22 protein-coding genes, 1 other RNA gene and 1 pseudogene are annotated in these 25,581 nt (G+C 69.8%); 11 read left to right on the forward strand and 13 right to left on the reverse strand.

The window, feature by feature from the left end; translation table 11 throughout:
* Positions 1-64: 64 nt before the first annotated feature.
* Positions 65-1,402 carry a sensor histidine kinase gene (locus tag ACWEPL_RS19440; RefSeq protein ID WP_363966026.1) on the reverse strand — a complete coding sequence of 446 codons (1,338 nt, stop codon included), beginning with the start codon at positions 1,400-1,402 and terminating at the stop codon, positions 65-67.
* Between the two features lie 159 nt (positions 1,403-1,561).
* On the opposite strand from ACWEPL_RS19440, the gene ACWEPL_RS19445 reads away from it, so the two are divergent.
* Genes ACWEPL_RS19445 through ACWEPL_RS19455 form a run of 3 tightly spaced genes read left to right on the forward strand, consistent with a single transcriptional unit; the run spans position 1,562 to position 5,229 of the window.
* Positions 1,562-2,728, forward strand: coding sequence for an acyl-CoA dehydrogenase family protein (locus ACWEPL_RS19445; RefSeq protein WP_355194287.1), 1,167 nt, complete (start codon positions 1,562-1,564; stop codon positions 2,726-2,728).
* Positions 2,725-3,741 (forward strand): acyl-CoA dehydrogenase family protein, encoded by a 1,017-nt coding sequence (locus ACWEPL_RS19450; protein ID WP_452436989.1) that lies wholly within the window; start codon positions 2,725-2,727, stop codon positions 3,739-3,741. Before ACWEPL_RS19445 ends, ACWEPL_RS19450 begins: the two co-directional genes overlap by 4 nt.
* Positions 3,742-5,229, forward strand: a complete 1,488-nt coding sequence (locus ACWEPL_RS19455) for an AMP-binding protein (RefSeq protein WP_452436990.1) — start codon at positions 3,742-3,744, stop codon at positions 5,227-5,229. It begins immediately after the preceding gene.
* Here ACWEPL_RS19455 and ACWEPL_RS19460 read toward each other — a convergent pair.
* From ACWEPL_RS19460 to ACWEPL_RS19490, 7 genes and pseudogenes are all read right to left on the reverse strand, one after another.
* Entirely contained in the window at positions 5,211-6,332 is a 1,122-nt protein-coding gene (locus ACWEPL_RS19460; RefSeq protein ID WP_452436991.1) for a C45 family autoproteolytic acyltransferase/hydolase, read from the reverse strand. The two genes, ACWEPL_RS19455 and ACWEPL_RS19460, sit on opposite strands and share 19 nt — an antisense overlap.
* Before the next feature lie 35 nt (positions 6,333-6,367).
* Positions 6,368-7,336, reverse strand: coding sequence for a helix-turn-helix transcriptional regulator (locus ACWEPL_RS19465; protein ID WP_452436992.1), 969 nt, complete (start codon positions 7,334-7,336; stop codon positions 6,368-6,370).
* A gap of 17 nt (positions 7,337-7,353) precedes the next feature.
* The gene (locus ACWEPL_RS19470; protein ID WP_350723247.1) at positions 7,354-8,247 is read right to left on the reverse strand and encodes an NADP-dependent oxidoreductase; all 894 of its coding nucleotides are present in this window, start codon (positions 8,245-8,247) and stop codon (positions 7,354-7,356) included.
* Positions 8,248-8,259: 12 nt separating this feature from the next.
* Positions 8,260-9,153: pseudogene (locus ACWEPL_RS19475) on the reverse strand (zinc-binding dehydrogenase); the annotation flags it as partial.
* Positions 9,154-9,218: 65 nt separating this feature from the next.
* The gene (locus tag ACWEPL_RS19480; RefSeq protein ID WP_363966016.1) at positions 9,219-10,649 is read right to left on the reverse strand and encodes an Nramp family divalent metal transporter; all 1,431 of its coding nucleotides are present in this window, start codon (positions 10,647-10,649) and stop codon (positions 9,219-9,221) included.
* 66 nt (positions 10,650-10,715) lie between these two features.
* Complete coding sequence (locus tag ACWEPL_RS19485; protein ID WP_452436993.1) at positions 10,716-11,465, reverse strand: GNAT family N-acetyltransferase; 750 nt, start codon at positions 11,463-11,465, stop codon at positions 10,716-10,718.
* Between the two features lie 170 nt (positions 11,466-11,635).
* Positions 11,636-13,081, reverse strand: coding sequence for a flavin-containing monooxygenase (locus tag ACWEPL_RS19490; RefSeq protein ID WP_452436994.1), 1,446 nt, complete (start codon positions 13,079-13,081; stop codon positions 11,636-11,638).
* Between the two features lie 94 nt (positions 13,082-13,175).
* On the opposite strand from ACWEPL_RS19490, the gene ACWEPL_RS19495 reads away from it, so the two are divergent.
* The 4 genes from ACWEPL_RS19495 to rnpB all read left to right on the forward strand — a co-directional run bounded on the left by ACWEPL_RS19495 (position 13,176) and on the right by rnpB (position 16,447).
* Positions 13,176-13,976 (forward strand): Nif3-like dinuclear metal center hexameric protein, encoded by an 801-nt coding sequence (locus ACWEPL_RS19495; protein ID WP_363966012.1) that lies wholly within the window; start codon positions 13,176-13,178, stop codon positions 13,974-13,976.
* Between the two features lie 2 nt (positions 13,977-13,978).
* Complete coding sequence (locus ACWEPL_RS19500) at positions 13,979-14,719, forward strand: zinc ribbon domain-containing protein (RefSeq protein ID WP_363966010.1); 741 nt, start codon at positions 13,979-13,981, stop codon at positions 14,717-14,719.
* Positions 14,716-16,023: a bifunctional RNase H/acid phosphatase gene (locus ACWEPL_RS19505; protein WP_452436995.1), complete on the forward strand. Its 1,308-nt coding sequence runs from the start codon at positions 14,716-14,718 to the stop codon at positions 16,021-16,023. Before ACWEPL_RS19500 ends, ACWEPL_RS19505 begins: the two co-directional genes overlap by 4 nt.
* A 36-nt stretch (positions 16,024-16,059) precedes the next feature.
* Positions 16,060-16,447, forward strand: an RNA gene (gene rnpB / locus ACWEPL_RS19510) — RNase P RNA component class A.
* 702 nt (positions 16,448-17,149) lie between these two features.
* On the opposite strand, the gene ACWEPL_RS19515 is transcribed toward rnpB, so the two are convergent.
* From ACWEPL_RS19515 to ACWEPL_RS19525, 3 genes are all read right to left on the reverse strand, one after another.
* Complete coding sequence (locus tag ACWEPL_RS19515) at positions 17,150-17,938, reverse strand: hypothetical protein (RefSeq protein ID WP_452436996.1); 789 nt, start codon at positions 17,936-17,938, stop codon at positions 17,150-17,152.
* A gap of 521 nt (positions 17,939-18,459) precedes the next feature.
* Entirely contained in the window at positions 18,460-19,092 is a 633-nt protein-coding gene (locus tag ACWEPL_RS19520) for a hypothetical protein (protein WP_452436997.1), read from the reverse strand.
* 213 nt (positions 19,093-19,305) lie between these two features.
* Positions 19,306-19,710, reverse strand: a complete 405-nt coding sequence (locus ACWEPL_RS19525; protein WP_452436998.1) for a hypothetical protein — start codon at positions 19,708-19,710, stop codon at positions 19,306-19,308.
* 289 nt (positions 19,711-19,999) lie between these two features.
* On the opposite strand from ACWEPL_RS19525, the gene ACWEPL_RS19530 reads away from it, so the two are divergent.
* The 3 genes from ACWEPL_RS19530 (at position 20,000) to ACWEPL_RS19540 (ending at position 22,969) form a co-directional block, all read left to right on the forward strand.
* Positions 20,000-20,722, forward strand: coding sequence for a VOC family protein (locus ACWEPL_RS19530; RefSeq protein WP_452436999.1), 723 nt, complete (start codon positions 20,000-20,002; stop codon positions 20,720-20,722).
* Positions 20,723-20,879: 157 nt separating this feature from the next.
* On the forward strand, positions 20,880-22,052 hold the full coding sequence (locus ACWEPL_RS19535; RefSeq protein ID WP_452437000.1) for an NAD(P)/FAD-dependent oxidoreductase: 1,173 nt from the start codon (positions 20,880-20,882) through the stop codon (positions 22,050-22,052).
* Positions 22,049-22,969 carry an RNA polymerase sigma-70 factor gene (locus ACWEPL_RS19540; protein ID WP_397365068.1) on the forward strand — a complete coding sequence of 307 codons (921 nt, stop codon included), beginning with the start codon at positions 22,049-22,051 and terminating at the stop codon, positions 22,967-22,969. Before ACWEPL_RS19535 ends, ACWEPL_RS19540 begins: the two co-directional genes overlap by 4 nt.
* An 18-nt stretch (positions 22,970-22,987) precedes the next feature.
* Here the strand turns inward: ACWEPL_RS19540 and ACWEPL_RS19545 are convergent, their stop codons facing one another.
* Positions 22,988-23,857, reverse strand: coding sequence for an alpha/beta fold hydrolase (locus ACWEPL_RS19545; RefSeq protein WP_452437001.1), 870 nt, complete (start codon positions 23,855-23,857; stop codon positions 22,988-22,990).
* 68 nt (positions 23,858-23,925) lie between these two features.
* Positions 23,926-24,522: a GNAT family N-acetyltransferase gene (locus tag ACWEPL_RS19550; protein ID WP_452437002.1), complete on the reverse strand. Its 597-nt coding sequence runs from the start codon at positions 24,520-24,522 to the stop codon at positions 23,926-23,928.
* A gap of 108 nt (positions 24,523-24,630) precedes the next feature.
* Between ACWEPL_RS19550 and ACWEPL_RS19555 the strand changes: the two genes are divergently transcribed.
* The gene (locus tag ACWEPL_RS19555; RefSeq protein ID WP_452437003.1) at positions 24,631-25,575 is read left to right on the forward strand and encodes a TetR/AcrR family transcriptional regulator C-terminal domain-containing protein; all 945 of its coding nucleotides are present in this window, start codon (positions 24,631-24,633) and stop codon (positions 25,573-25,575) included.
* Positions 25,576-25,581: the final 6 nt, after the last annotated feature.

Genomic DNA, 25,581 nt, shown 5'->3' on the forward strand with positions numbered 1-25,581 from the left:
GATGCATAGTAATCGTGTGCGCCCAGAGATCCATCAAGGGGCGGAAAATTTCTCATACCCACATTCACTCCTTTCGTATCGGCAATCGCAGCACGAAGCGCGCGCCGATGTCGGAGTCCTCGATCGTGAGGGTGCCGTTGTGGGCCTGGGCGATCTCGCGGGCGATGGGCAGGCCCAGTCCGGTGCCGCCGGCGTCGCGGCTGCGCGAGGCGTCCAGCCGGGTGAACCGCCTGAAGACCACCTCGCGCTGGTCCGGCGCGATGCCCGCGCCGTCGTCGAGCACTTCGAGCAGGGCCTGCTCGTTCCGGCGCAGGGTCACGATGATCGTGCTCTCGGCGTGCCGTTCGGCGTTGTCCAGCAGGTTCGTCAGGAGGCGGGCCAGCTTGAGCCGGTTGCCCGTGACGACCACGCCGGGCTGCAGCGCGGTGACGATCTTCTTCGACCGCGGCCTGGTGGTCTCGGCGGCGACCAGCTCGGCCAGGTCGACGGACTCGAGCCGCGACGGGGCGCCCGCTTCGAGCTTGGCCAGCGTCAGCAGGTCGCCGACGATGTTCTGCAGCCGGTCGAGGCTGGCCATCAGCTTGCCGCCGGTCTCGCACCAGTCGGTCTCCTCGGGTGCGAGCATCGCCGCCTCGAGCTCGGCGCGCATGGCGGTGATCGGGCTGCGCAGATCGTGCGAGGCGTCGGAGGCGAACCGGCGCTGCTGCTCCATCGCGGCCTCCAGCCGGGCGAGCATGAAGTTGGCGGCATCCGCGAGCGCCTTGATCTCCTCGGCCTTCTCCGGCACGGGCACGCGCATGATCTCGTCGCCGTAGTTGATGTCGGTCAGCCGCCGGGTGATCTGGTTCACCGGCGCGAGCGTCCTGGCCACCACCTTGGACACGCCGAACCAGGTGATCGCGACCAGCAGCACGGTCAGCACGATCAGCGCGGCGATCACGGAGGGGTGGATGTACCAGGGCACCGTGGAGTCGTAGGCGTAGACGAACCAGTCGCCGGCCTCGTCGTAGACCCGGACGGCGGCCGTGATGTGGCACTCGTCGCCGAGCTCGGGCAGCTCGCACAGCAGGTCGGTGCGGCTGGGGCTGTTCGGGTCGGGCACCACGGCGGTCAGGCGCGGCTTGCCCTCCAGGTTCGGCGTCGAGGCCACCACGCGACCGGTCGCGTCGATGACCTGGATGCCCTTCAGATCGAAGTTGGTCAGGGAGCGCCGGTGATCGCGCTGGATGTCGTGGCCCACGTGCAGCGCCGCGGTGGTCACCTCCCTCGTGCGGATGTCGACGGCGGTGTTGTGCCCCACCCACAGGAAGAACGAGCCCGCCGCCAGGCACAGCAGTGCCATGGCGACGCTGGCGAACAGCGCCAGGCGCGCGCGAATGGACCGGCCCAGCCGTTCGATCACACCCAATCCCCCCGTGACCAGATGATCACAGTACGTGCCCCTGCATCCAATTAACGGAGATTCAGTGACAAATCACGCTAAAAGACCTGCAGAACAGTGCTCTATGCGGCATCCGGTCGCCTGACTAGAGTAAGTGAGCACTGATGCCAAGGAGTCGATGTGAACCTTGCTGACTATCGGCGGTCCGCCAGGACCTGGCTGCAGGAAAATGTCCCGGCGGACGACCGGCCCGGGGGAGACCCGATCGCCCGGGCCAAGGAATTCATGGCCAAGCTCCACGACGCCGGCTACTCCGGCATCACGTGGCCGCGGCAGTGGGGCGGCCAGGGGCTGACGCAGGCGGAGGAGCGCGCGTTCGCCGCCGAGGCCCGCGGTTTCACCCTCCCCACGTACGTCTTCTCGATCGGCCTCGGCATGACCGGGCCCACGCTGGTCGACCGGGGCACTGACGCCCAGCGCGAGCGTTTCGTCCGGCCGCTGCTGCGCGGCGAGGAGATCTGGTGCCAGCTCTTCTCCGAGCCGGGCGCGGGCAGTGACGTGGCCAGCCTGCAGACGAGGGCCGAGCGCGACGGCGACCACTGGATCGTCAACGGCCAGAAGGTGTGGACCTCGGTCGCCCACCACGCCGACTGGGGCCTGCTGCTGGCCCGCACCGACGTGGAGGTGCCCAAGCACAAGGGGCTGACCATGTTCGTGGTGGACATGCGCCACCCCGGGGTCACGGTCAGGCCGTTGAAGGACATGACCGGCAGGTCCAACTTCAACGAGATCTTCTTCGACGACGTCCCCATCCCCGACGAGCACCGCGTCGGCGAGGTCAACGACGGCTGGAGCGTGGCCGTCACGACCCTGCTGCACGAGCGGCTGTCGATCTCGGCGGGCGTCGGAATGAGCGGCCAGAAGGAGGACCCGACCTCGCTGGAGGCGCTGCGCCGGGTGGTCGACACCGGCGACCCGCTGGTCCGCGACGAGCTGGTCGAGCTGCACATCCGCAGCCGCGCCCTGGCGCTGTTCAACCAGCGGCTGGCCCAGGAGACCGAGGCGGGGATCTTCCCCGGCGCCCGGGGCAGCGCCGCCAAGCTGCTGCTGGCCGAGCTGACCATGTTCCAGGCCGACCTGGCCACGCGGCTCGCCGGCCCGGAGGCCGTCCTGGGCGACTCCCCGCTCGCGCAGGCGATCTCGATGGCCCCGGCCATGTCGCTGGGCGGCGGCACCAACGAGATCATGCGTAACATCGTGGGCGACCGCGTGCTCAACCTGCCGCCGGAGCCCCGGATGGACAAGACCGTGCCGTTCAAGGACCTGAAGGTGGGGACGCAGGGGTGAAGCTCGTACTCGATGAGGAGCAGCGGCAGCTGCGCGAGGCCGTACGCGCCTTCCTGGGCGCCGCCTCGCCGCTGTCCAAGGCGCGGCAGGGCTACGACCCGCAGGTGTACGCCAGGCTCAACGGCGAGCTGGGCCTGGCGGGCCTGATCATTCCGGACGAGTACGGCGGCGCGGGCGCGGGCCTGGCCGAGCTGGCGGTCGCGCTGGAGGAGACGGGCGCGGCCCTGCTGCCCGGGCCGTTCCTGGCCACCGCGTTCGCCACGATCGCCCTGACCCGCACCCCCGACAAGGAGCTGCTCGCCGCCGTCGCGGAGGGCCGCACCACGGCCACGCTCGCCCAGGCCCCCGTCGACCTCGACGGCGGGGCCGTGCGCGGCACGCTGGCGCAGGTGCTCAGCGGCATGGAGGCCGACGTGCTGGTGGCACCCGCGCGCGGCGGCGACGGCGAGCTCCTGGTCGCCGTCGAGCTGGCCGGGCCCGGCGTCACCAGGACCCCGCTGGAGACGCTCGACCTGACGCGCGGCCAGGCGCGGGTGGTCCTGGAAGGCGCGCCCGCCCGCGTGCTGGGGCCGGCGCCGGAGGTCGGCGACCGCCTGTGCGTGGCGCTGGCGGCCGAGCAGCTCGGCGTGATGCGGGCGGCGCTGGACGCCATCGTGGCCTACGCCAAGATCCGCGTCACCTTCGGCCGGTACATCGGCTCCTACCAGGGCGTCAAGCACAAGCTGGCCGACATGCACTGCAAGCTCGAACAGGCCGAGTCCATCGTCAGGTACGCCGCCTGGGCCGCCGACGAGTCGCCGGAGGAACTGCCCGGCGCCGCCGCCCTCGCCCAGGCGTACGTCGGCCGCGCCTGCTTCGAGGTGGCCCGCGACCACCTGCTGCTCTACGGCGGCATCGGCTTCACCTGGGAGCACGACGCGCATCTGTTCTACAAACGGGCCAAGGCGGACGAGGTGCTGCTCGGCCCGCCCCGCATCCACCGCGCCCGCCTGGCTCAACTGCTGGAGCTCTAAATGGACGTCAGCCAGCTGCCCGGCTTCTACGCCATCGCCGCCGCCGACCCGGACCGCCTCGCGGTGATCGACGCCGACGGCACGAGGACGTCCTACGGCGAGCTGCTCGCCCGGGTCAACCAGGTGTCGCACGGTCTCAGGGCCCGCGGGCTCGGCACCGGCGACGTGGTGGCGGGCGTGCTGCCCAACGGCATCGACGCCATAGTCATGGTCATGGCGACCGCGCAGATCGGGCTCTACTACGTGCCGATCAACTGGCACCTGACGGCGTCCGAGGTGGCATACATCCTGGCCGACTGCGACGCCAAGGTCGTGGTCACCGGGCCTGACCACGCCGTACCCGGCGGGGAGATCGGCACGGCGGGGCTGGCCGAAGGGCAGCCCTCCGACGCGCCCGGCGAGCGGACGTCCGGGGCGGTCATGTGGTACACCTCCGGCACCACCGGCTTCCCCAAGGGCGTGCAGCGGCCACTGCCGGGCGTCGCGCCCGAGCAGATGGTGCCCGCCTACCATTGGTTCCTCGGCGAGGTCGTGGACCTCAGGCCGGGCGACGACGTCCATCTGGTGACCTCGCCGATGTACCACTCGGCGCCGTGCGCGCACACCCAGTTCGCGCTGCACCTCGGGCACACCGTGGTCGTCGCCCCGAAGTTCGAGCCGGTGACGATCCTGGAGCTCGTCGAGCGATACCGGGTCACCAACGCGATGATGGTGCCGACCATGTTCCACCGCATGCTGCAGCTGCCGGAGGAAGTCAGGGGCAAGTACGACGTGTCGAGCCTGCGCCAGGTCATCCACACCGCCGCCGCCTGCCCCGTCGCGGTCAAGCAGCAGATCATGGACTGGTGGGGGCCGGTGCTGTACGAGTACTACGGCTCCACCGAGTCGACGATCGCGTTCGCGGTCAAGCCGCACGACTGGCTGGCCAGGCCCGGCACGGTGGGGCGGCCGGTGCCCACGTTCGAGGCCAAGATCGTGGACGAGGACGGCGCCGAGCTGCCGGCCGGCGAGCCCGGTCTGATCTACGTCAAGTCGGCCATGGGCACGTTCGAGTACCGCAAGGACCCGGCGAAGACGGCCGCCAGCATGCTGGGGGAGTGGTACTCGCCGGGCGACATCGGCTACCTGGACGAGGACGGCTACCTGTTCCTGTGCGACCGGCGGACCGACCTGATCGTCTCCGGCGGGGTCAACATCTACCCCGCCGAGATCGAGGCCGCCCTGCTCGAGCACCCGGCGGTGGCGGACGTGGCCGTCATCGGGGTGCCGGACGAGGAGTGGGGCCACCACGTGGTGGCCCTCGTCCAGCCCGCCGAAGGGGTCACGCCCGGCCCCGGACTCACCGCCGAGCTGCTGGAGCACTGCGGGCCGCGCATCGCCAGGTTCAAGCACCCGAAGGAGATCGAATACCGCTCCCTGCTGCCGCGCACGCCCACGGGCAAGCTGTCGCGCTCCAAGGTGCGCGAGGACTACCTGTCGGAGGGGTGAAAGACCAGCTCCTCGCTGTAGCTCCGGCCGTCTCCCAGGTAGAAGCGGGCCGACAGGGTGCGGTCGGCGGTGTCGAAGACGGTCGTCCACAACGTGCGGAACGGCAGGGCCGGGTCCTCGGACTGCCGGACCGCGCGCAGGTGGTCGCGCAGCTCCCGCGGTGACACGGCGGCGCCCGTGCTGCGCTCGTACAGCGTGCGCAGCCGCTCGTACGTCCGGAAGCTGCCCGGGGTGTCCTCGGGCAGGTTCATCGGATCGGGGTGGCGGTGCAGCAGGTGGTTGGTGACGCAGAGCGGGCCGTCGCCGAGCTGGACGATGTGCTCGCTGCCGTCCCTGCCGCGCTCCCACACGAACGCCTGCCCGTGGGCGTCGGCCACCAGGTAGTGCAGGGAGGTGCCGTGGTCGTACTGCTTGGCGCCCAGGAGCGCCTGCTTGGCCTGCTCCACGTTCTCGCAGGTGTCGACCAGGAACCTGGGCAGCTGCACGCTCCCCACCCCGACCTGCGGCGCGACGTGCTCCGGCGGCGCGGCGCGCTCGAAGTCGGCCACCAGCAGCACGACCGCCAGGCCGGCCGAGTTGATGCCGTCCATGCAGCCGTCGAGGTCCGACATGGTGATCACGGTGGAGGCCAGCCCCTCGTCGGGCACCGTCGTGATCACGTAGGGCCGCGAGGCCATCGGCAGCTCGCCCGGCCTGGGCGCGGTGCCCATCACCTCGCTGCTGGTCATCGGGAAGAAGTCGTAGTTGCGGCCCACCCGGCCGTGGCCGTCCGCGGCGGCCGACGGCGGGATCCACAGGGCCGAGCAGCCGGTGCCCTCGGGGACGTAGTTCAGCCCGTCGAGGGCCAGATCGTCCTGGTCGGGGTCGAGGCCGAGGACCGCCGCCGCGCCGTCCATGCGGGCGTGGTGCTGCGGCCAGTGCCGCTCGAACCACGTCCTGCGGGCCCGGTTCACCGCCGGGTCGGCCGGCATGGGAGCCCAGCCCAGCCGGCGGGCCTCCTCGGTGAGCGCCCTGCCGATCTCGAACTGGCTGCCCGTGAGCGTGAGGTGGTGCACGAGCTGGAAATCGTCCTTGCCGCCCGCCACCCGCGTCATGTTCTTCATGCCGCCGAGCCTGGGGCCGCCCGCTGACCGGAGCCCTACCGTTCGCTGACCGCCCGCCGGTAGCGCTCGGAGAGCCTCAGCACGGCCTCGGCCAGCTCGGGCGGGTCGAGCACCTCGAAGTCCACGCCCATCAACCCGATCCACCTGGCCATGCTGTCCGGGTCGTCGCCGCCCAGCCTGACCAGGCAGGTGGCCTCGTCCACCGGCTCCACCTCCAGCCCCAGCGGCAGGCGGGGCAGCCGGTCGGCCGGGGCGTGCGCCAGCACCGTGCCCCGGTGGCGCCACGTCGCCGTGTTGACGCCCTTCTCCACGTACGCCGCCACGTCGCCGCCCTCCGGCGGCTCGCGCGGGGTGAACCTGGGCCCGGCCGGGGTGCGCGGGCGCACCCGGTCCACCCGGAACGTGCGCCAGCCCTGCCGCTCGACGTCGTACCCCACGAGGTACCAGCGGCCGCGCCGGTGCGCCAGGCGGAGCGGCTCCACGTTCCGCACCGCCGTCACACCGTCGTGGCCGGTGTAGTCGAAGCGCAGCCGCTCGTGGTCGCGGGCCGCGTTCGCGATCGTGGTCAGCACCTCGGGGGGTACGGCGGGCACGTCGCCCGGTACTTGCCCCGGTATTTGCACGGTGTAGGTGTTGAGCGCGTTCACCCGGCGGCGCAGCCGGGACGGGAGCACCTGCTCCAGCTTGGCCAGGGCCCGAACGGAGGTCTCCTCGATGCCCTCGACGCCGCCCCCGGCCGCCCGGCCGAGCCCGACCGCCACCGCGACGGCCTCCTCGTCGTCGAGCAGCAGCGGCGGCAGGGAGGCCCCGGCGCCCAGCCGGTAGCCGCCCGCGACCCCGGGCGTGGCGTGCACGGGGTAGCCGAGCGTGCGCAGGCGCTCGACGTCGTTGCGGACCGTCCTGGTGGATACCCCGAGCCGGGACGACAACTCGGGGCCGGTCCAGTCACGGCGCGCTTGGAGCAGGGACAGGAGCTTCAGCAGGCGGGCCGAGGTTTCCAGCATGAGACCAGTGTGCCGCGCTATCGCGGCAAGGTCCCTTCCGTGTTCACCACGATCTTGCCCAGGAAGTGGCCGTCCTCGCTGAGCCGGTGCGCGTCGGCGATCCGCTCCAGGGGGAACGCCTCCGCGATGGGGATCCGTACGTTCTGGTGGTCCACCGGCCCCTTCGCGCCGCCGGACGAGAAGCGCACGCCGAGCTCGGCCGCGCCCGCCCGGTCGGCGATGGTGATCACGTTGGCGGGGTCGCCGGCCAGCTTCACCGACAGCTCCAGCTCGCCTCTGCCGGAGGCGTCCAGCACCCGGTCGACGGGGCCGGGCAGGCGCTCCTCCAGGCCTTCCCCGTACGTGACCGGGTGGACGCCGAGGCCGCGCAGGAAGGCGTGGTGGCGCTCGCCGGCCGTCCCGACGACCCGGGCGCCCGCGGCGAGGGCGAGCTGCGCGGCGGCCAGTCCGACGCCGCCCGCTACCGCGTGGATCAGCAGCGTCTGGCCCTTCTCCAGGCCCAGCCCGCCCAGCGCGCGCCGGGCCGTCTCGACGGCGACGGGCAGCGCGGCGGCCTCCTCGTACGTCAGATCGTCCGGCTTGGCCGCCAGCAGGCCCGCGTCCGCGATCGCGTGCGTGGCGGCGGCACCTCCCTCGACCTGACCGAACACGGGGTCACCCAGCCGCCACCCGGTCACCCCGGGGCCGAGGGCGTCGATCGTCCCGGCCAGTTCGAGCCCTGTGCCCTGAGGCTCGCCGAGGGGCGCGCCCATGAGGCCGCGGCGGATTTTCCAGTCGATGGGGTTGACCCCGGCCGCCCTGACCGCGATCCGCACCTGTCCCGGGCCGGGCTGGGGGAGCGGGATCTCCTCCAGCGCCAGCACCTCCGGACCGCCGTGGGCGCGGTAGCGGGCGGCCTGGGCGGTGACCAGCAGGACCGCCTTGCCGACCAGTTCGCGGCTCCCCAGGGCGGCGTGGGCCTCGTGCGCGCGTTCCAGCGGCACGGCCAGCCCCACGACGGTCGTCAGGATGTCGTGCTCCAGGGCCCGCCCGGCCAGCCGCCGGAACTCGTCCGGGGCGAACTGGACCTGCTCCATGCCCACCACCCGCGCGGCCCCGGGCTCGATCCGGGCGGTCGAGCCGCTGGGCACGCCGTAGGCGAAGAACGTGCCGCCGGGCTCGACCAGCTCGTACGCGGCGCCGCCGACCTCCCCGCCGACCCCGTCGAACACCACGTCGAAGGGCCCGCCGAGCTCGTCGTAGCCGACGGCCTCCGCCGCGCCCATCCCCAGCGCCGCGGCCCGCTTCGCCGCGCCGCGGGCGGCGGCCGTCACCCGGGCCCCCGCCGCACTCGCCAGCCCCACGATCGGCAGCCCCAGCGCGCCACCGGCCCCCGTGACCAGCACCCGCGTCCCCGGCTTCAGCTCGGCCGCCTCCACCAGGCTCAGGGCCGCGGGCCCGACCTGGATCAGCGCGGCCGCCCACCACAGAGGCACCTCGTCGGGCACCGCGACCACCGTCTCGGCGTCGGCCACGACCCGCTCGGCGTACGCGCCGCCACCGGGCAGGAACGCGGCCACCCGCCGCCCCGCCCACGCGCCGTCCACCCCGTCACCCACCGACAGCACCCGCCCGGCCACGCCGGTGCCGGGCACGAACGGCGGCTCGCCGGGGAACCACTCCCGTCCCCACCCGGCCCGCAGCTGCGCGTCGAGCGACATCACGTCCACCACCGACACGCCGATGAGCACCTGCCCCGGGCCGGCCTCCGGCTCCGGCGCCTGCCGGACTTCCAGCACCTCGGGGCCGCCGAACCTCGTCACCTCGATCACGTTCATGCGGCCGAGTCTGTAACCTCAAGCGAGGTTGAGGTCAAATTCCGGGGCAGGTCACTCCCTGACGATCAGCCGAACAGCTTGTCCGCCTGCTGGATGAGGACCATCACGGTCAGCGTGCCGAAGAACGCCACCGACCAGATCAGCGCGCCGAGCCGGTACGAGCGCACCTTGATGGGCTCGGGCAGCGACCGCCGGTTGAGGATGATCAGCAGGATCGAGTACACGAACATCATCACGGCCGCGAAGCACGCCGAGAGCACCAGCAGGATGAGCGGCTGGTCGAAGCCCGCCAGCAGGAAGGCGATCCCGATCAGCGCCATCGCCCAGACGGTGTAGAAGTAGACGCGGTTCACCGAGACGGGCTTGTCACGCAGGTAGACCGTCTTGATCGTGTCGGAGGCCAGCCGCGAGGTGTAGTCGACGATGCCCATGGCGGAGGCGAACAGCGCCAGCGCCCCGATCACCCAGAACAGCACGCCGAACCACGGCCCGACGACCTCCTGCAGCACCTCGCCCTCGACCTTGAGGAACTGGATGCCGTTGGCCAGCCCCTCCCGGCCGAACACGGTGGAGTAGGCCAGCATCGACATGAACGCGATCGTCAGGAACGACACCACGGCGAAGGTCCAGGCCTGCTCGATGTTCGCGAAGCGCCACCACTGCCGCCAGCGCGCCAGGTTCTCCTTGGTGGGCGCGAACTGGAAGCCGGTCGAGGCGGCCGCCTCCTCCTGGCCGGTCACCGGGCTGACCAGGCGCGGCACGTACTGGCCCATGCCGAAGCCCTTGTCGCGGATCCAGTTGCTCTGGCAGAGGTTCTGGCCGCCGCCCGCGCCGGCGTAGGCGATGGCGCCCATCAGCAGCGAGAACTCCAGCGGCGGCACCGGGATCCGGGCGCCGACGGTCAGGCCCTTGCCCAGCTGGACCCAGCTCTCCGCGTTGATCGCGAACAGGACGGCGACCAGGATCAGCGTGGCCACCAGGATGATCTTCACGAAGATGACCCGTTCGAGCGCGGTGTAGATCACCGGCGCCAGCGTCAGGCCGAGCGCGATCACGACGAGCATGCCGATCGCGATCCACCGCACGCTGCCCGCGCCCGACCCGGTCAGGTACGTCACCATCGTCGCGGACGTGGTGACCCAGCCGGGCCAGAGGTTCGAGCAGAGCGTCATCACCACGAAGACCAGGCCCCAGTGTTTCCACATCCGGCTGAAGCCGGTGAGCGCGGTCTCGCCGGTGGCCAGCGTGTAACGCTCGATCTCCATGTTCAGGAACCACTGCGTGATGATGCCGATCGCGGCTCCCCAGACGAAAATGAGCCCGACTTGGGAGGCGATGTACGGCCAGAGAATGAATTCGCCCGACGCCAGCCCCACACCCGCGCCGACCAGCCCCGGGCCGATGATGCGCCAGGTCGATCGGGGAGGGTCGGGCAGGTCGCGGACGGTGACGGACGGTAGGACTCGCGCGGGAACGGTCGGGGTGAACTCCGCCATGCGAATCTCCTTGCTAAGCGTTGCCTAGCCGCCACATTACAGAGACCGCAAACTCTGGTGGAATACCTAGTTAGCCTGCTTGACCACGTATTCTCCGCGTTCGGTGAAACCCACGACGCGCCAGCCCGCTTTCATACGCCGGCCGAGCGCGTCACGCACGGCCAGCCGCCACGCCGCGGCCGCCGCCGGGTTCTCGCGCCGCAACCGCTCGACGTCCGCCGGCGTCCCCACGAGCACCGTGCCGCCCCGCGCCTCCTTGGCCACGGGCCACCCGCCCTCGTCCGACAGGAGCGCCTCGGCGGCGGGCGGTTCGCCGGGTTTCGCCGTTTCTGTGAGGCGCCACGCGGCCAGCAGCCGGTCGGACGCGTCACCCTCGTTGATCGCGTCGGCCATCTTCCCGTAGAAGTCCTCCAGGTACTCCTCCGGCATGGCGCCCAGCTTGACCAGGTTGAACCGCGCGTTCCTGCGTACGAGGGGGTCGAACGTCCAGGTGATCCGCTCCAGCCCCTGACCCAGGCACCACTCGCGCTGGTGCGACTTGAGCGCGTGGCCGATGCCCCTGCCGATGACCGCGCCGGTCACGTGCGAGTGCAGCGTCCGCTCCGCCGCCCTGAACCCGACCGAGGCGCCCACGAGCGTGCCGCCCTCGTCGTACGCGCCCGCCACGTAGTTGCCCGTGTGCGCGAACCCGATCATCAGCTCCATCGTCACGGGCGGGTTGTGCGGCGCCGGGTGCCAGATGTCGTCGAAGAGCCGGTAGACCTCCTCGAACTCGTCGATCTCCCGCAACTCCCTGATCTTCACACCACCGTTCACCCCTCCATTTACGCACGCCTGCGCGGCCCCGCCGGACGTCCCCGGCGGGATCGCCGGATCGTCGTCCCACGGCGCGGCGCGCTCCGCGGTACCGCGTGCTCGGCGTCTGGCGTCGTGGGAGCCCGGGGCCTCGGATCCGGGACCGCAGATCCGGGCCCGCACTGTCGCGGCTACGGCGTCCTCAGGCCGACGGGGCGGTAGGCGGGGGCCGGGGGTCTGGCGGTGAGGCGGCGGTAGAGGGTGGTGGGGCCCGGCCAGTTGTTCGTCACGCGGCCCTCGGCCGTCTTGTACCAGCTCCGGCAGCCGCCGCCCCACACCATCCGCGCCATCGCCGCGTCGAGCTGCCCGCGCCAGGCCGCCATCACCTCGGGCCGCACCTCGATCGGCCCGTTGGCGGACAGGTACGGCAGGCAGGACATGATGTGCTCCACCTGGCACTCGATCATGAAGACGATGGAGTTGTGGCCGAGGTTGGTGTTGGGGCCGTACAGGAGGAAGAGGTTGGGGAAGTTCGGCACGGAGATGCCCAGGTACGCCTCGGGCCCTCCCTTCCACTGCTCGTCCAGCGTGCGGCCGTCGCGCCCGGTGATCTCCATCGGGGCCAGGAACTCGGTGGTCCGGAAGCCGGTGGCGTAGACGATCGTGTCCACCTCGTGCGGGCCCTCGGTGGTCTCGACGCCCGTGGGCGTGATCCGTACGATCTTGTCCGTCACCACGTCGACGTTGGGCCTGGTCAGCGCGGGATAGAAGGAGCTGTCGATGACGACCCGCTTGCAGCCCGGCGGGTAGTCGGGCGTGAGCTTGGCCCGCAGCGCCGGGTCGGGCACCTGGTCGTGCAGGTGCCGCAGGGCGCGTTTCCTGAGCAGGTCCGCGCTCCAACCCTGGGCGAGCGCGGGATAGAGGGTGGCCTCGGCGTACCGGTAGAGCCACTCGCGGTAGGCGCGCTGGAGGCCGGGCACGTAGTGGAACCCCAGCCTGGCCAGCGGTCCGAAGGTGGTGTCCGGCTTGGGGATGACCCAGTTCGGGGTGCGCTGGAAGACGTACAGGCGCTCGACCTGCTCCGCGATGCGCGGGATGAGCTGGGCCGCCGACGACCCGTTCCCGATCACGGCGACGCGGCGGCCGGTGAGGTCGTGGGTGTGGTTCCAGCGGGCGGAGTGGAAGGAGACGCCCCCGAAGTCCGGCATTCCCGGAATATCGGGTAGGAGGGGGCGGTTGAGCTGGCCCGCGCCGGTGACGACCATGTCGAACGGCTCGGTGCGGCCGCCGCTCGTCACCTGCCACCTGGTGCCGTCGAAGTCGGCACGCTGGACTTCCGCGCCGAACCGGATTTTTCGCCTGACGTCGTATTTATCGGCGCAATGTTCAAGATATCCAAGAATTTCGGGCTGTTCTGGGTAACGGCGGGTCCAGCTCGCGTACTTCTCGAATGAGTACGAGTAAAGATGCGAGGGAATGTCGCACCCCGCCCCGGGATAGCTGTTGTCGCGCCAGGTGCCCCCGAGGTCGTCCGCCTTCTCGAAGACCGTGTACGAGCGGATCCCGGCCCGTTCGAGCCGGATCGCCATGCACAGCCCGCCGAACCCCGCTCCGACGATTGCGACGCTTGGTGACATGCCGCCCTCCGCAGGTCAGGATTCACTTACATTACGCCGAACGCCGTACCACCGACACCCTCTCCCGTGCCGATAGTCTGCGCAGGTGGCTGCTGTGTCGTTGAAGAACGTGATCGAGGTGCTCGAGGCGGCCTACCCGCCCGCCCGGGCCGAGTCGTGGGACGCCGTGGGGCTGGTCTGCGGGGATCCGGCGCAGGAGGTGCGCCGGGTGCTGTTCGCGGTCGACCCGGTGGCGGCCGTGGCCGAGGAGGCCCTGGAGTGGCGGGCCGACCTGATCGTCACCCATCACCCCCTGTACTTGCGCGGCACCACCAGCGTGGCCGCGACCACGCCGAAGGGCCGCCTGATCCACACCCTGATAAAGAACGACATATCGCTTTACACCGCCCACACGAACGCCGACGTGGCCAACCCCGGCGTGTCGGACGCCCTGGCCAGGGTCGTGGGCCTGGTGGGCGACCTGGTGCCGCTCCAGCCGTTCCCGGACGACCCGTGGCGGGGTCTGGGCCGCATCGGCGAGTTGCCCTCGGCGATGACGCTGGGCGACTTCGCGGCGCAGGCGTCCAAGGGCCTGCCCCGTACGTCCTGGGGGATCCGCGTGGCAGGCGACCTCGACCGGCCCGTCACCCGCGTCGCGGTCAGCGGCGGCGCCGGCGACTCCCTGCTCGGCACGGCCAAGGCGGCCGAGGTCGATGTGTTCCTGACGGCGGATCTGCGGCATCATCCGGCGAGTGAGTTCGTGGAGTCGGGCGGGCCCGCGCTCATCGACGCCGCGCACTGGGCGACCGAGTGGCCCTGGCTGGACAGCGCGGCGTCCATCCTGCACTCGAGTGGCGTTACCGTTGAAACGCGCGTCTCCGCCACGGTCACCGATGCTTGGACAAAAGGATATTGATCATGAAAGCAGCCCCTGAGGCACAGAAGAGACTGCTCGACCTGGCAGAGCTCGACTCCGTGATTGACCGGCTGGCCCACCGCCGCCGCACTCTGCCCGAGCTGGCCGAGATCGACGAGCGGTCGAAGTTGTTCGCCAAGGTCGCCACCCAGGTGATCGAGGCCGAGACCGAGGCGGGCGACCTGGCCCGCGAGCAGGCCAAGGCGGAGAGCGACGTCGACGCCGTGCGCACGCGTGCCGACCGTGACCAGAAGCGCCTCGACTCCGGCGCCGTGACCTCGCCGCGCGACCTTTCCAGCCTGCAGTCCGAGATCGCCTCGCTGCACAAGCGCCAGGGCGACCTGGAAGAGGTCGTGCTGGAGATCATGGAGCGCAGGGAGGCCGCCGACACCAAGGTCACCGACCTGATCGCGCAGCGTGACGAGCTCGCCGCCGCCCTGTCCACCGCCGAGGCCCGCCGCGACGAGGGGCTCCAGGGGATCGACAAGGAGGCTTCGGAGGTCCAGGGCCGCCGGGGCGGCGTCTCCGGCGAGATCCCCGCCGACCTGCTGGCGCTCTACGAGAAGCTCAAGGACCAGTACGGCGTGGGCGCCGCGATGCTGCGGGGCGGCCGGTGCCAGGGGTGCAAGGTGGCCCTGTCCATCGCCGAGATGAACCGCATCAAGGCCGCGCCCCACGACGACGTCCTCCGTTGTGAGGAGTGCCGGCGCATCCTCGTACGTACGGCAGAGTCAGGCCTGTGACCTCCTACGTCATCGAGGCGGACGGCGGATCCCGCGGCAACCCGGGGCCCGCCGGCTACGGCGCGGTGGTCATGGACGCCTCCGACGGCCAGGTGCTGGCGGAGGCGGCCGAGGCCATCGGCGTCACGACCAACAACGTCGCCGAATACCGCGGCCTGATCGCCGGCCTGCAGGCCGTGCTCCGGCTCGGCGGCGAGGGCGCGCCGGTGGCCGTCCGGATGGACTCGAAGCTGGTCATCGAGCAGATGGCGGGCCGCTGGAAGATCAAGAACGAGGGGCTGCGGCCGCTCGCGATGGAAGCCGGATCCCTGGTCAGACGGCTGCGGGTGACGGAGTGGACCTGGATCCCCCGCGAGCGCAACAAGCACGCCGACCGCCTGGCCAACGAGGCCATGGACGCGGCCGCCAAGGGCCTGACCTGGAAGGCCGGCGGCACCACTCAACCGGAGCTCCAGGAAGAGCCCCCGACCGCAGCGGGAGCGGGAGAGCCCTCCACGGCCCGCGCCACGGCACCCACCACCACACCGCCTGCCATCGCCCAGCAGACAGACCTCCTGGACATAGGCGCTATCGGCGCCACGGGCACCATCTCCGAAATATCCGCCCCAACCGCCTCCACCGCCGCGGCCCAGCAACGCACGGCCAAGGCGCCCGCCAAGGGCACCGGCTGGGCCCCGCCCACCCGCGTGGCCACGTCCTTGCTCCTGCTCAGGCACGGCGAGACCGCGCTGTCCGTGGAGCGCAGGTTCTCGGGCAGGGGCGACGCCGAGCTCACAGCGAACGGCCTGGCCCAGGCCGCGGCGGCCGCCGAACGGCTGTCGCGCGAGCCGTACCGGCTGGATGTGATCGTCAGCTCGCCCCTCAAGCGCGCCAGGCAGACCGCGGAGGCGGTCGCGCGGCGGACCGGGCTCGACGTCGAGGTGGACGAGGACCTCAGGGAGCTCGATTTCGGCGACTGGGAGGGCCACACGTTCACGGAGGTCCAGCGCCGCTGGCCCGCCGAGCTCTCCACCTGGCTCGCCGACCCGGAGACCGCCCCGCCCGGCGGCGAGAGCTTCGCCACGGTCGCCCGGCGCGTCCAGGCGGCGGGGGAGCGGCTGGTGGAGCGCTACGAGGGCAAGACCGTCCTCGCGGTCTCCCACGTCACACCCATCAAGATGCTGCTGCGGCTGGCCCTGATGGCCCCGCTGGAGTCCCTCTACCGCATGCACCTCGACGTGGCCTGCCTGTCGCTGATCGAGTACTACGCGGACGGCCCGGCCGTGGTGAAGTCGTTCAACGACACCTCACACCTGCGGCGTTGACCGGGAACGCCCCGGAGCTTGGTAAAATGCTGCAGACGAGTCGGCCGGGCGACCGCGTCGGGCCATCCGGCCCGCCGAGGAAGGTCCGGGCTCCACAGGGCAGGGTGGTCGGTAACACCGACCCGGGGTGACCCGCGGGACAGTGCCACAGAAAGCAGACCGCCTCCCGGTTGACGGGAGGTAAGGGTGAAAGGGTGGTGTAAGAGACCACCAGCGCCCACGGTGACGTGGGCGGCTAGGTAAACCCCACCCGGAGCAAGGTCAAGAAGGGACGCTCTCCGGAGCGTCCCGCGCGCGACGTTCGAGGGCTGCCCGCCCGAGCCGCGCGGGTAGACCGCTCGAGGCCGCCGGCAACGGCGGCCCTAGATGGATGGTCGCCCCTTCTCACGAAGGACAGAACCCGGCCTACAGGCCGACTCGTCACCCAATCCCTCTCTGACCTGGGAGGGAACGGGGATGCCCCAAGGCCAGGGGCGCCAAACACCCTGTCCAGCGCTTCTCTGGCTCTAGCGGATCCGGTACGAGGTGACCGTACAGATCCACGGTGGTGGCAATCGACTCATGACCGAGCCACCTGGAGACCTCCGAAATGGGGACGCCGGAGGCGTACTGGCGAAGGTGTGACGCAGGTCGTGTCAGGAAGCAGGCCCGCCGCCGTAATGGAGGGCTTCCAGATCTTCGCGTTGACGTAATCGCGGCGGATCAGGTTGTCACGCAGGGCCGTACGAAACAACGCGTCAACCGGGCCGCACGCGCCGCCGTCACGGCACGCCCCCGCCTCCCGCTGACCCTCCCGGCGGCCGGCTGAGAACGACGCCGGACGGCTGGCGCGGACGAGTCGAACGGGCCCGCGCCGCGCGACAGTACGATTCCGCTCAGCAGGCGCCGGGCTGGACTGGGAACAGCCGCCGGTTCCCGCCTGCATATGGGGATGTGCAGGCGGGGGCGCTCCGGCTCCGGGATGGCGCCCGGACATATGCGGGTCATGGGATCCATCCGGCTCGCTGCCGCTCCGTAGTGGGTCGATGGCGGGCGGGATGTTCAGGCAAGGGGTGCACCGAGGTTGGTGGTTCAGGGTGTTACCGCAGACCAAAGAGCAGGACGTCGCTTGACGAGCGTAAGACTTCTACAGGGTTCCTTGGACTTTAGGGTGCATGACCTCGTAGCTGATTTCGCCATTCAAGTGGACCACGCGCAGGTACGTGTCTTCCGAGATGCCTGCCGCCACCTCATCCATGAGTTCGGCGGCATCGCCACCCGTCCAACAAATGTGCGTCTCTGTCGCTCGACCTTTCAGATAGGCGACACCTGTCTGACCCTCGCAGATCGAATAGCTCGCATCTCGCCAGCCCGCACCCATCGAACACAGAACAGTGCGTTGGTCCTCATCCAGGCATTCAGTCATCGCCTGACGCCATTGGCCGTCACATGTGTCCGCCTTGTGGAAAACGCCTTCATTGATGTCGCGGAGGCAATAGATCCTCATCCGCTGGCCGAAAGCGCATTCATTGGGGGATAGTTGCACGTCTGTGCAGGTGAGGAACTTGTCGAGCAGGTCGGCACACCCGACCTTTAGTGTGCGGCAGACGCTCAGAACCTCAAGATACGTGGCACAGAACGGGTCACTCCCTCTGGGATCATCGCGACATTCATAATAGGAACGCCGTAAGTCTCCACAGTCGACGAAGGGGTCACCATACGATCCGGGGCACCGCAGGTGCTCTCGTTCGCCGGCCGCACAGACATGGTCAGAACGGGCAGGAGTTCGTGTACGGCAGGACAGATAGGAGTCGGCCGAAGCGTCGCACATCCTAGAAGTAACGCCGTTCGACTGTGCGCCATATTTGCATTCGAACCAGGCGATCAAAGTGCGATGGCACAGGATGTTCGCGTTCTTGACTTGGTGCTGCTCCATGCATGCGTCGAATCTAGGAGCTGCCTTGTATGTGGAATCTGTCTTGCGGCAGTCCAGCCCTCTGGGCCCGTCGCCCTCAGGGCATATCTCATCAGCTGCCACCTTCTCGTTCGTTCCCGTTCCGTACCAGGTCGGCTCTGGAGATGGAACCTTCGATACAGCAACCGCAGGAGCACAGGCAGTAAGCATGACCATGATGAAGAAAGCGGCCAGCCCGTTCCGGGAGGCACGCCTCGCTGACCTCATCAGTCCCTCTTCCGGCGGTGTGCAACGTGCGGGAACCAAGCAAACCACCTCTCCCGTGTGGCGGGAAGGACGTGATCGGTGACAGCCTGAAAGGGAGCCAGATCAGGAGCCACGCTGGATGAACTGGGCTGAACGAAGGTGAACCCGCTTGACTGGCCGGCGCTGCCGCCGAATCGCCGAGGGCTGATCGAAACCATGGGATTCTGGTTGGAGTCGTATCACCGGCTTGATAAAGCTGAGCGATACACAGTTCCAGGCCGAGCGACGAGCATGAGTCACTTGTCGTCGCCGTAGTAGATGGAGAAGGGGTCGTCGAAGTCGAGGGGTTCGTTCACGTCAAGCGTGAGCTGAATGCTTCTGGTGGGCCTAAGACCCGGGACATCATCGAGGATAGTGTCCTCACCCGAGGCGTGCATGAGCTGGTAGACGGCCCGGCTCACGGTCTGCACGTCAAATTCGGCGTCATCCTCGACGTCGTCCGGCCACACATGCAGGTAGGCAGCCCGGCCGGCAGCCATCAGCGCCTCCCGGTCGTTGATCAGGAAGTCGTGGCGAATGAGTACGGCGATCCGCTCCGCGGACTCCGTTTCCGCGGCCCCCGTTTCCACAGGCTCCTCTTCTTCGTCGTCCTCAATGCGGTAATCGAGGGACGGGGAGATCCCGGTGAGATCGAACTGGGCATCGCCGAAGCGACGAGCTGCCTCCGAGAGCGGGCTGTCCATCGCGAAGATCTCCGCAATTTCCCGTTGGCGCCCCTCCATCCCACACAAGGTCTCGGTGTGCTGAAGCACCTCTGCCGCGAACGCTTCGGCCGCCTCTCGTAACCGCTCCCGAGCCTCGTCCGAGAACTGCTCAACCTCTTTGTGGGCCACATTGTCCTCGAACGAAGCCGTGCCCCGATCGCTCATGGAGGATCCCTTCGTCCGGTCCGGTCTCACCACATCTCAGCACAGATCCTCAGTTCCGCTCTGGTTCCACGCCTCAGCGACGAACTGAGTGACATCGGAAGGCATTCTCCGGCCCGTCAGTGCACAGTGCGGCACACTAGCCAGTCCATCGACTTCGGCAAAGACCGCTCCTCCCGATCGCGAGGGCTGCTTTGGGAGCAAGAAGTCGCAGGTTCACATTGGCCACGGACGTGGTTCCGCCGGAGGAAGCTCGGGACAGAGGATCGGCACCGTGCCGCCGTGAAGACGAGCGATATGAGCCTCAAGCAGCCGAACGGCTGGTCCGTGACCGTAGTGGAAGGCGAAGAGCTGCGGGACGTCCCCGTCACGGCCCGGACGTTCGGGATCAGCGCCGTAGGCCAAAAGCACTGCGGTACATGCAGCGTCCAGTGACTGCCCGGTCTGGGCTGCTCCATCGGCTTCCACGTCGATCGCATGCAAGAGCAAGGTCATGTTGGACCACACCTCATTTGGATCGGTACCGGCGTCGAGTAACCGAGTCAGCTCCGCCAGGTCGCCGTGCTCGACCGCATGATGCGCCGGAGTCATCGGCTCGTAGGCTGCCGCTTCATATTCCATGGCTGGGATCAAAGCAGACGACTCCATCACGCACCGGGCACCGGGCACGTGGCCGGGGCAGAACCGCGCCTCCTCGCAGGGCACTTCCAGGGCATATCGCACCACTAGCGACCATAGTGTTTCTGCAGTTCAAACGAGGTTGCGCGCGATCCGCCGCTCCGTGGTGGGGCGACGGGCGCGGGAGAAAATGCGTGGCGGGGCCCGTGTGCCAGACGTTATTTTCTCCATGGGCGCGGCGGACGTGCCTTTTCTGCGGCTTTGAATCAGCAGATCGGAGGTGCGGAGCGGAATGGCTTGTCGCCTCCACGCGCTCTGCTTCGACGCACACGACCCGCTCCGTCTCGCGCGCTTCTGGGCCGGTGTCCTGGACTGGAAGCTGGCCGACGACCCCCGGGACGGCGTCGCGCTCCTGCCGAGCGATGACACCGGGTTCCGGATCCGGTTCCTGCCGTCCCAGGCGCAGAAGATCAGCCAGAACCAGATGCACTTCGACCTGACGAGCAAGTCCCTCGAGGATCAGCAGGAGACGGTGGCGAGGTCGCTCCGGCTCGGCGCCCGGCACATCGACGTCGGTCAAGGTCCGGAGGATGAGCATGTCGTGCTCGCGGACCCCGAAGGCAACGAGTTCTGCGTGATCGAGCCGGGCAACAACTTCCTCGCCGAATGCGGATTCGTCGGGGCGCTCGCGTGCGACGGTTCGCAGGAGGTCGGCTACTTCTGGAGCGAGGCGCTGGGCTGGCCGCTGGTCTGGGATCAGGACCAGGAGACCGCGATCCGCTCGCCGCAGGGCGGCCCGAAGATCACCTGGGGCGGTCCGCCGCTGGACCCGAAGACCGGGAAGTACCGGCTGCATTTCGACCTCGCTCCGCCCGCCGGCGGCGATCAGCAAGCGGAGGTCGAGCGGCTCGTCGCCCTCGGGGCGACGCGCGTCGACATCGGTCAGGGCGAGGTCGACTGGGTGGTCATGGCCGATCCCGATGGCCATGAGTTCTGTGTTCTGAGCCCGCGATAGCGCCCTCGTTCGTGCCCTCTCGTGGCCGCTGACCAGGCGAAAGTCTCCGTAGTCCGTTCGTGAGGTGGGGTGTGGCGCACGTCACACCTGGCCCGTGTCACGTATCGGCGAGCAGCTTGCATCACGTGGTCGTCAGTGCGAGGAGAAGGGCGCAAAGATGACCGAACATCGGGTTCTGATTCTGGGGGCGGGGTACGCGGGCATGGCCGCGGCGATCCAGCTCGCGGCTCGGGGTACGCGGCGCGAGGACGTGCAGGTGACCCTGGTGAACGCGCAGGAGCGGTTCACCGAGCGGCTGCGGTTGCACATGTCGGCGACCGGGCAGCGGGTCGCCGAGCTGAGCATCCCGGAGCTGCTGGAGGGCACGGGCGCGCGGTTCGTGCGGGGCTGGGCGACGGCGGTGGACGCGGACGCGAAGCTCGTACGGATCGACGACGACCGGGTGCTGCACTACGACACGCTGGTGTACGGGCTGGGCAGCGTGGCCGACACGTCGGCGGTGCCGGGCGTGGAGGATCACGCGTACACGCTCAACAGCGCGCAGGACGCCGAGCTGCTGGCCGATCGGCTGGCTCGGCTGGGCCGTGGCACGGTCGTGGTCGGCGGCAGCGGGCTGACCGGCGTCGAGTCGGCCGCGGAGATCGCCGAGCAGTACCCGGAGCTGGACGTCGTGCTGCTGGGCCGGCAGGAGCCCGGCGCGGCCATGAGTCCCAAGCCGAGGGCGTACCTGCAGGCCGCGCTCGCGCGCCTGGGCGTCCGGGTGCTCAGTGGGGCCGAGGTGGTGAAGGTGCTGCCGGACGCGGTGGAGCTGGCGGGCGGGGAGCTCGTCGCCGCCGACGTCGTGCTGTGGACGAGCGGTACGCGGGTGTCGCCGCTGGCGGCCGCGGCCGGGCTGACCGTCGACGAGCGTGGCCGGATCGTCACCGATGCCGCGCTGCGGTCGGTGTCGCACCCGGACGTGTACGCCGTGGGCGACGCGGCCGCGATCCGGCAGCGGTACGGCGTCATGCACGGCACGTGCCAGGGCGGCATGCCGACCGGTGTGCACGCCGCGGTGTCGATCGTCCGCACGCTGGACGGCAGGCGGCCCAAGCCGTTCCGCTTCGGCTACTACCACACGCCGGTGAGCCTGGGGCGGCACGATGCCGTCGTCCAGTTCACCCACCCCGACGACAGCCCCCGACGGGTCTATCTCACCGGCCGGACGGCGGCACGGTATAAGGAGACGGTGACCGCCTCGCCCTGGCCGACCTATGGCCGCATGAAGAAGCTGCCCGCCTCGGGCGCGTTCTGGCCCCGCGGCGGCCGCTTCACCAGGGGCGTGCGGTGACGCAGCCGTACTCCGATCGCGACCAGCAGGTCTTCAACCAGCATCGCAACCTGCTGTTCTCCGTGGCCTACCGCATCCTCGGCACCGTGGCGGACGCCGAGGACGCGGTCCAGGAGGCCTGGATCAAATGGTCGGCCGCCGACCGTTCACAGGTGGCCGACCCCAAGGCCTATCTGGCGCGGATCGTGTCGAACCTGGCGCTGCAACGGCTGCGCTCCACGCAGCACCAGCGCGAGACCTACGTCGGGCCGTGGCTTCCGGAGCCGATCCTGACCAGCGGCGACACCGCCGACGACGTCACGAACGCCGAGTCGGTGTCGACGGCGATGCTGGTGGTGCTGGAGACCCTGAGCCCGCTCGAACGCGCGGTCTTCGTGCTGAAGGAGGTCTTCGGCTTCAGCCACGCCGAGATCGCGGAGGCGGTGGAGCGCTCCGAGTCCGCGGTGCGCCAGGCCGCGCACCGTGCTCGCGAGCACGTACGGGCCCGGCGGCCCCGGTTCACCGCGGACCGGTCGCGGCAACGCGACGTCACCGAACGCTTCCTCGCCGCCGCGACCGGCGGCGACATCAACACCCTCATGGAACTGCTGTCCCCGGACGTCACCCTGTGGACCGACGGCGGCGGCAAGGTTCGCCAGGCGCTGCGGCCGGTGGTGGGCGCGGAGACGGTGGCCGCCTGGTTCGCCGCCATCGGTGAGGTCACCTACCAGGGCGTCGAGCCCGCCGACATGAACGCCGCACTGGTCGAGATCAACGGCGGCCCGGGCGTGGTGTTCAGCGGCCTGGGCCGGGTGATCGCCACCGTCACGTTCGATTTCGACGCCGAGGGCCGCATCTTCACCATCCACAACATCGCCAACCCGGACAAACTCCAGGCCATCGCGGACGGCACCACGCGCGACGTCCGTACCCCCTGAGACCTCGCGCGCGCGGGACTAACGGCTGAGGAGCTCGCTGAAGATCTCCACCACTTCGGGCCGGTCGAAGGGGCCGACGTGGGGCGCCGCGACGCTTCGCACGTCGGTCGGGTTGTCCGGCGTGAGGCGGTCGGCCTCCTGGATGAACCGGTCCTGCAGCGCCGGCGGGATCAGCCGGTCGAGGGTGAAACGTACGTACGTCCGGGGAATGCGGCCCCACGTGTGCGCCTCGCCCCGGGCGTCGGCCATGGGAATGCCGGCGGTCTCATCCGGTTCGAGCAGGTTGAGCAGCCGGCTCACCCCCTCGTCGGTGAAGTCGCCGGCCAGGGCCTCCCTGACGCCGCGGAACACCGCCGGGTCGGCCGAGCGCCAGTTGAGCCGGGTCACCCCGAGGACCGCGGGGTCGGCGACCAGCGCCTGGGTCACTTGGGGGAGCAGGCTGTCGCTGTTCTCGGGGGTGGAGAGGTAGGCGGTCAGGTTCGGCAGGTCCACGCAGCAGTACGCGGCGACATAGACGACCCGGTCGAGCAGCTCGGGGATGGCGTTGCCGACCCTGCTCACGGTGACGCCGCCCTGGCTGGCGCCGGCCAGGATCACGGGCCCGAGGCGGTGGGCGCGGCGGACCACGTCCACGACGCGTTCGACGTAGTCGTCAATGGTGATCTTGGCGAGCGGCGACGGCTCGGTCGCCAGCGCATGGAGGTCCTGCGGGGCCTGGTACGCGCGGGGGTAGAACGCCTCGTCGCCGTGTCCCGGAAGGTCGACCATCAGGGCTCGGTGCCCGCGCAGGGTGAGTTCGCGGATCAGCCCCGTGCCCAGGGCCGAGGAGGAGTTGGTCCCGTGGACGAACACCAGGGTCGGCGCGCGTCCTGCTTCATGGTTGGTCATGGTCGCTCTCTTCCTTGTTCGTTGGGTTTGTGTGGGTGGTCAAGGCCGCGGCGGGTTTGTGTGGGTGGTCAAGGCCGTGGCCGGCGCCACATCGGCCACAAGAGCGGGCTGTCGGCCACGCGTACCGGTTCGCCGAGATCCTCGAAGCCGTGCCGCAGGTAGAGGTCGCGGCTGCGGGGCGAACTCGCCTCGAGGTACGCGGCGAGCCCGTCGGCGTCCGCCCGCTCCAGCCGGTGCCGCAGCATCGCCGTACCGAGTCCGGCGCCCTGCCGCCCGCCGACCACTCCCATGCACGCGAGGTAGAGGTGCGGTTCGTGGCCGGGGTGCCGTTGGGCCAGCGCCTCGCCCACGGCCTGCAGCCGTGCTCCGTTCTCGCCGAAGACCTGGTCGGCCCCCGGAGGCTCCTCGTGGGACGTCCGGCCCGGGGCCGGCGCCAGCCACAACGAGGCGCCTTCGCGACCGCCGATCAGGTACGCCTCGGCGGTGGGATGGGCCAGCAGGGAGCGGTAGAAGTACGACTGGAGCCGACCTCGTTCGCTCGCCTCGGGGAAGAGCCAGCAGGCGAGGGGGTCGTTCATGAACGCCTCGGTGAGGACGTCCAGCACCGCCTGCTCGTCTGCTCCATCCGTCTTCCGCACGGATGCGTACGGCGTATCAACTGTCATGCGTACAGAGTATTCAGATAGCCGCCTTTCTCGCGGTTTTAAGGGAAAGAAGTGAACTAGTACTGTATAGAGTGAACTAGTGCACTTGTCGATGGATCGGAGGTCCCCATGCAGCGAACGGATCCGCCATACCAGCGGATCGTCGCGGAGATCCGTGCCCGGATCCTGAGCGGCGCCCTGCGGCCCGGCGACCGGATGCCGTCCATCCGGCAGATCGCCCAGCGATGGGGCGTCGCGCTCGCCACCGCGACCAAGGTGATGGCGGCGCTGCGCGACGAGGGGCTGGTCGAGACGAAGGTCGGCTCCGGCGCGGTGGTCAGCTCACGTACGACCCTCAAGCAGCCGGTCGTGCCGCCGAGGCCGCGGCAGGCCGGTGTCCCCAAGCAGGCGCTCAATCGCGAGCAGATGCTCCGCACCGCCATCAAGATCGCCGACGCCGAAGGGCTCGACGCCGTGTCCATGCGGCGGCTCGCGGCCGAACTCGGCGCCGGCCCGATGTCGCTCTACCGGCACGTGGAGAACAAGGACGAGCTGGTGACGCAGATGGTCGACGAGGTCTTCGGCGAGCCGGAGCTCCCCGTGCCCGGGCCGGACGGCTGGCGGGCCAAGCTCGAACTGATCTCCCGCGCGCAATGGCAGCTGGTACGGCGGCACCTCTGGCTGCCCAGGGCCGTCTCGTTCACGCGCCCGCTGCTCGTGCCCAACATGATGGCCCACACCGAATGGACCCTGCGCGCGCTCGACGGGCTCGGCCTGCCCATGGAGACCTGCATCCGTGAGGCGCTCGCGCTGCACGGACTGGTCATCACCGTCGCCCTGTCGATGGCGGACGAGGTCGAGGCCGAGCAGGAGACCGGCGTGACCCTCGACCGGTGGTGGCTCGCGCAACGGAACCGCGCCGACGAACTCCTCGACAGCGGACGATTTCCGCTGTTGGCCACGATCCCGGAGGAGACGGTGTCGGACCTGGACGGGCTGTTCGAGTACAGCCTGGCGCGCCATCTCGACGGCTTCGCAGCCCTGGTCGAGGATCAGGCCCGGGCGCGACCATGAGCCCTC

It is taken from the genome of Nonomuraea sp. NPDC004186 (assembly GCF_053603495.1).

What these genes read in the sequence shown, in the direction of transcription:
- ACWEPL_RS19550 (WP_452437002.1), bottom strand. Translation starts at nt 24,522, where the DNA reads ATGACAGTTGATACGCCGTACGCATCCGTGCGGAAGACGGATGGAGCA.
- ACWEPL_RS19490 (WP_452436994.1), bottom strand. Translation starts at nt 13,081, where the DNA reads ATGTCACCAAGCGTCGCAATCGTCGGAGCGGGGTTCGGCGGGCTGTGC.
- ACWEPL_RS19515 (WP_452436996.1), bottom strand. Translation starts at nt 17,938, where the DNA reads ATGGAGCAGCACCAAGTCAAGAACGCGAACATCCTGTGCCATCGCACT.
- ACWEPL_RS19535 (WP_452437000.1), top strand. Translation starts at nt 20,880, where the DNA reads ATGACCGAACATCGGGTTCTGATTCTGGGGGCGGGGTACGCGGGCATG.
- ACWEPL_RS19480 (WP_363966016.1), bottom strand. Translation starts at nt 10,649, where the DNA reads ATGGCGGAGTTCACCCCGACCGTTCCCGCGCGAGTCCTACCGTCCGTC.
- ACWEPL_RS19465 (WP_452436992.1), bottom strand. Translation starts at nt 7,336, where the DNA reads ATGCTGGAAACCTCGGCCCGCCTGCTGAAGCTCCTGTCCCTGCTCCAA.
- ACWEPL_RS19530 (WP_452436999.1), top strand. Translation starts at nt 20,000, where the DNA reads ATGGCTTGTCGCCTCCACGCGCTCTGCTTCGACGCACACGACCCGCTC.
- ACWEPL_RS19460 (WP_452436991.1), bottom strand. Translation starts at nt 6,332, where the DNA reads ATGAAGAACATGACGCGGGTGGCGGGCGGCAAGGACGATTTCCAGCTC.
- ACWEPL_RS19545 (WP_452437001.1), bottom strand. Translation starts at nt 23,857, where the DNA reads ATGACCAACCATGAAGCAGGACGCGCGCCGACCCTGGTGTTCGTCCAC.
- ACWEPL_RS19525 (WP_452436998.1), bottom strand. Translation starts at nt 19,710, where the DNA reads ATGGAATATGAAGCGGCAGCCTACGAGCCGATGACTCCGGCGCATCAT.
- ACWEPL_RS19500 (WP_363966010.1), top strand. Translation starts at nt 13,979, where the DNA reads ATGAAAGCAGCCCCTGAGGCACAGAAGAGACTGCTCGACCTGGCAGAG.
- ACWEPL_RS19455 (WP_452436990.1), top strand. Translation starts at nt 3,742, where the DNA reads ATGGACGTCAGCCAGCTGCCCGGCTTCTACGCCATCGCCGCCGCCGAC.
- ACWEPL_RS19520 (WP_452436997.1), bottom strand. Translation starts at nt 19,092, where the DNA reads ATGAGCGATCGGGGCACGGCTTCGTTCGAGGACAATGTGGCCCACAAA.
- ACWEPL_RS19555 (WP_452437003.1), top strand. Translation starts at nt 24,631, where the DNA reads ATGCAGCGAACGGATCCGCCATACCAGCGGATCGTCGCGGAGATCCGT.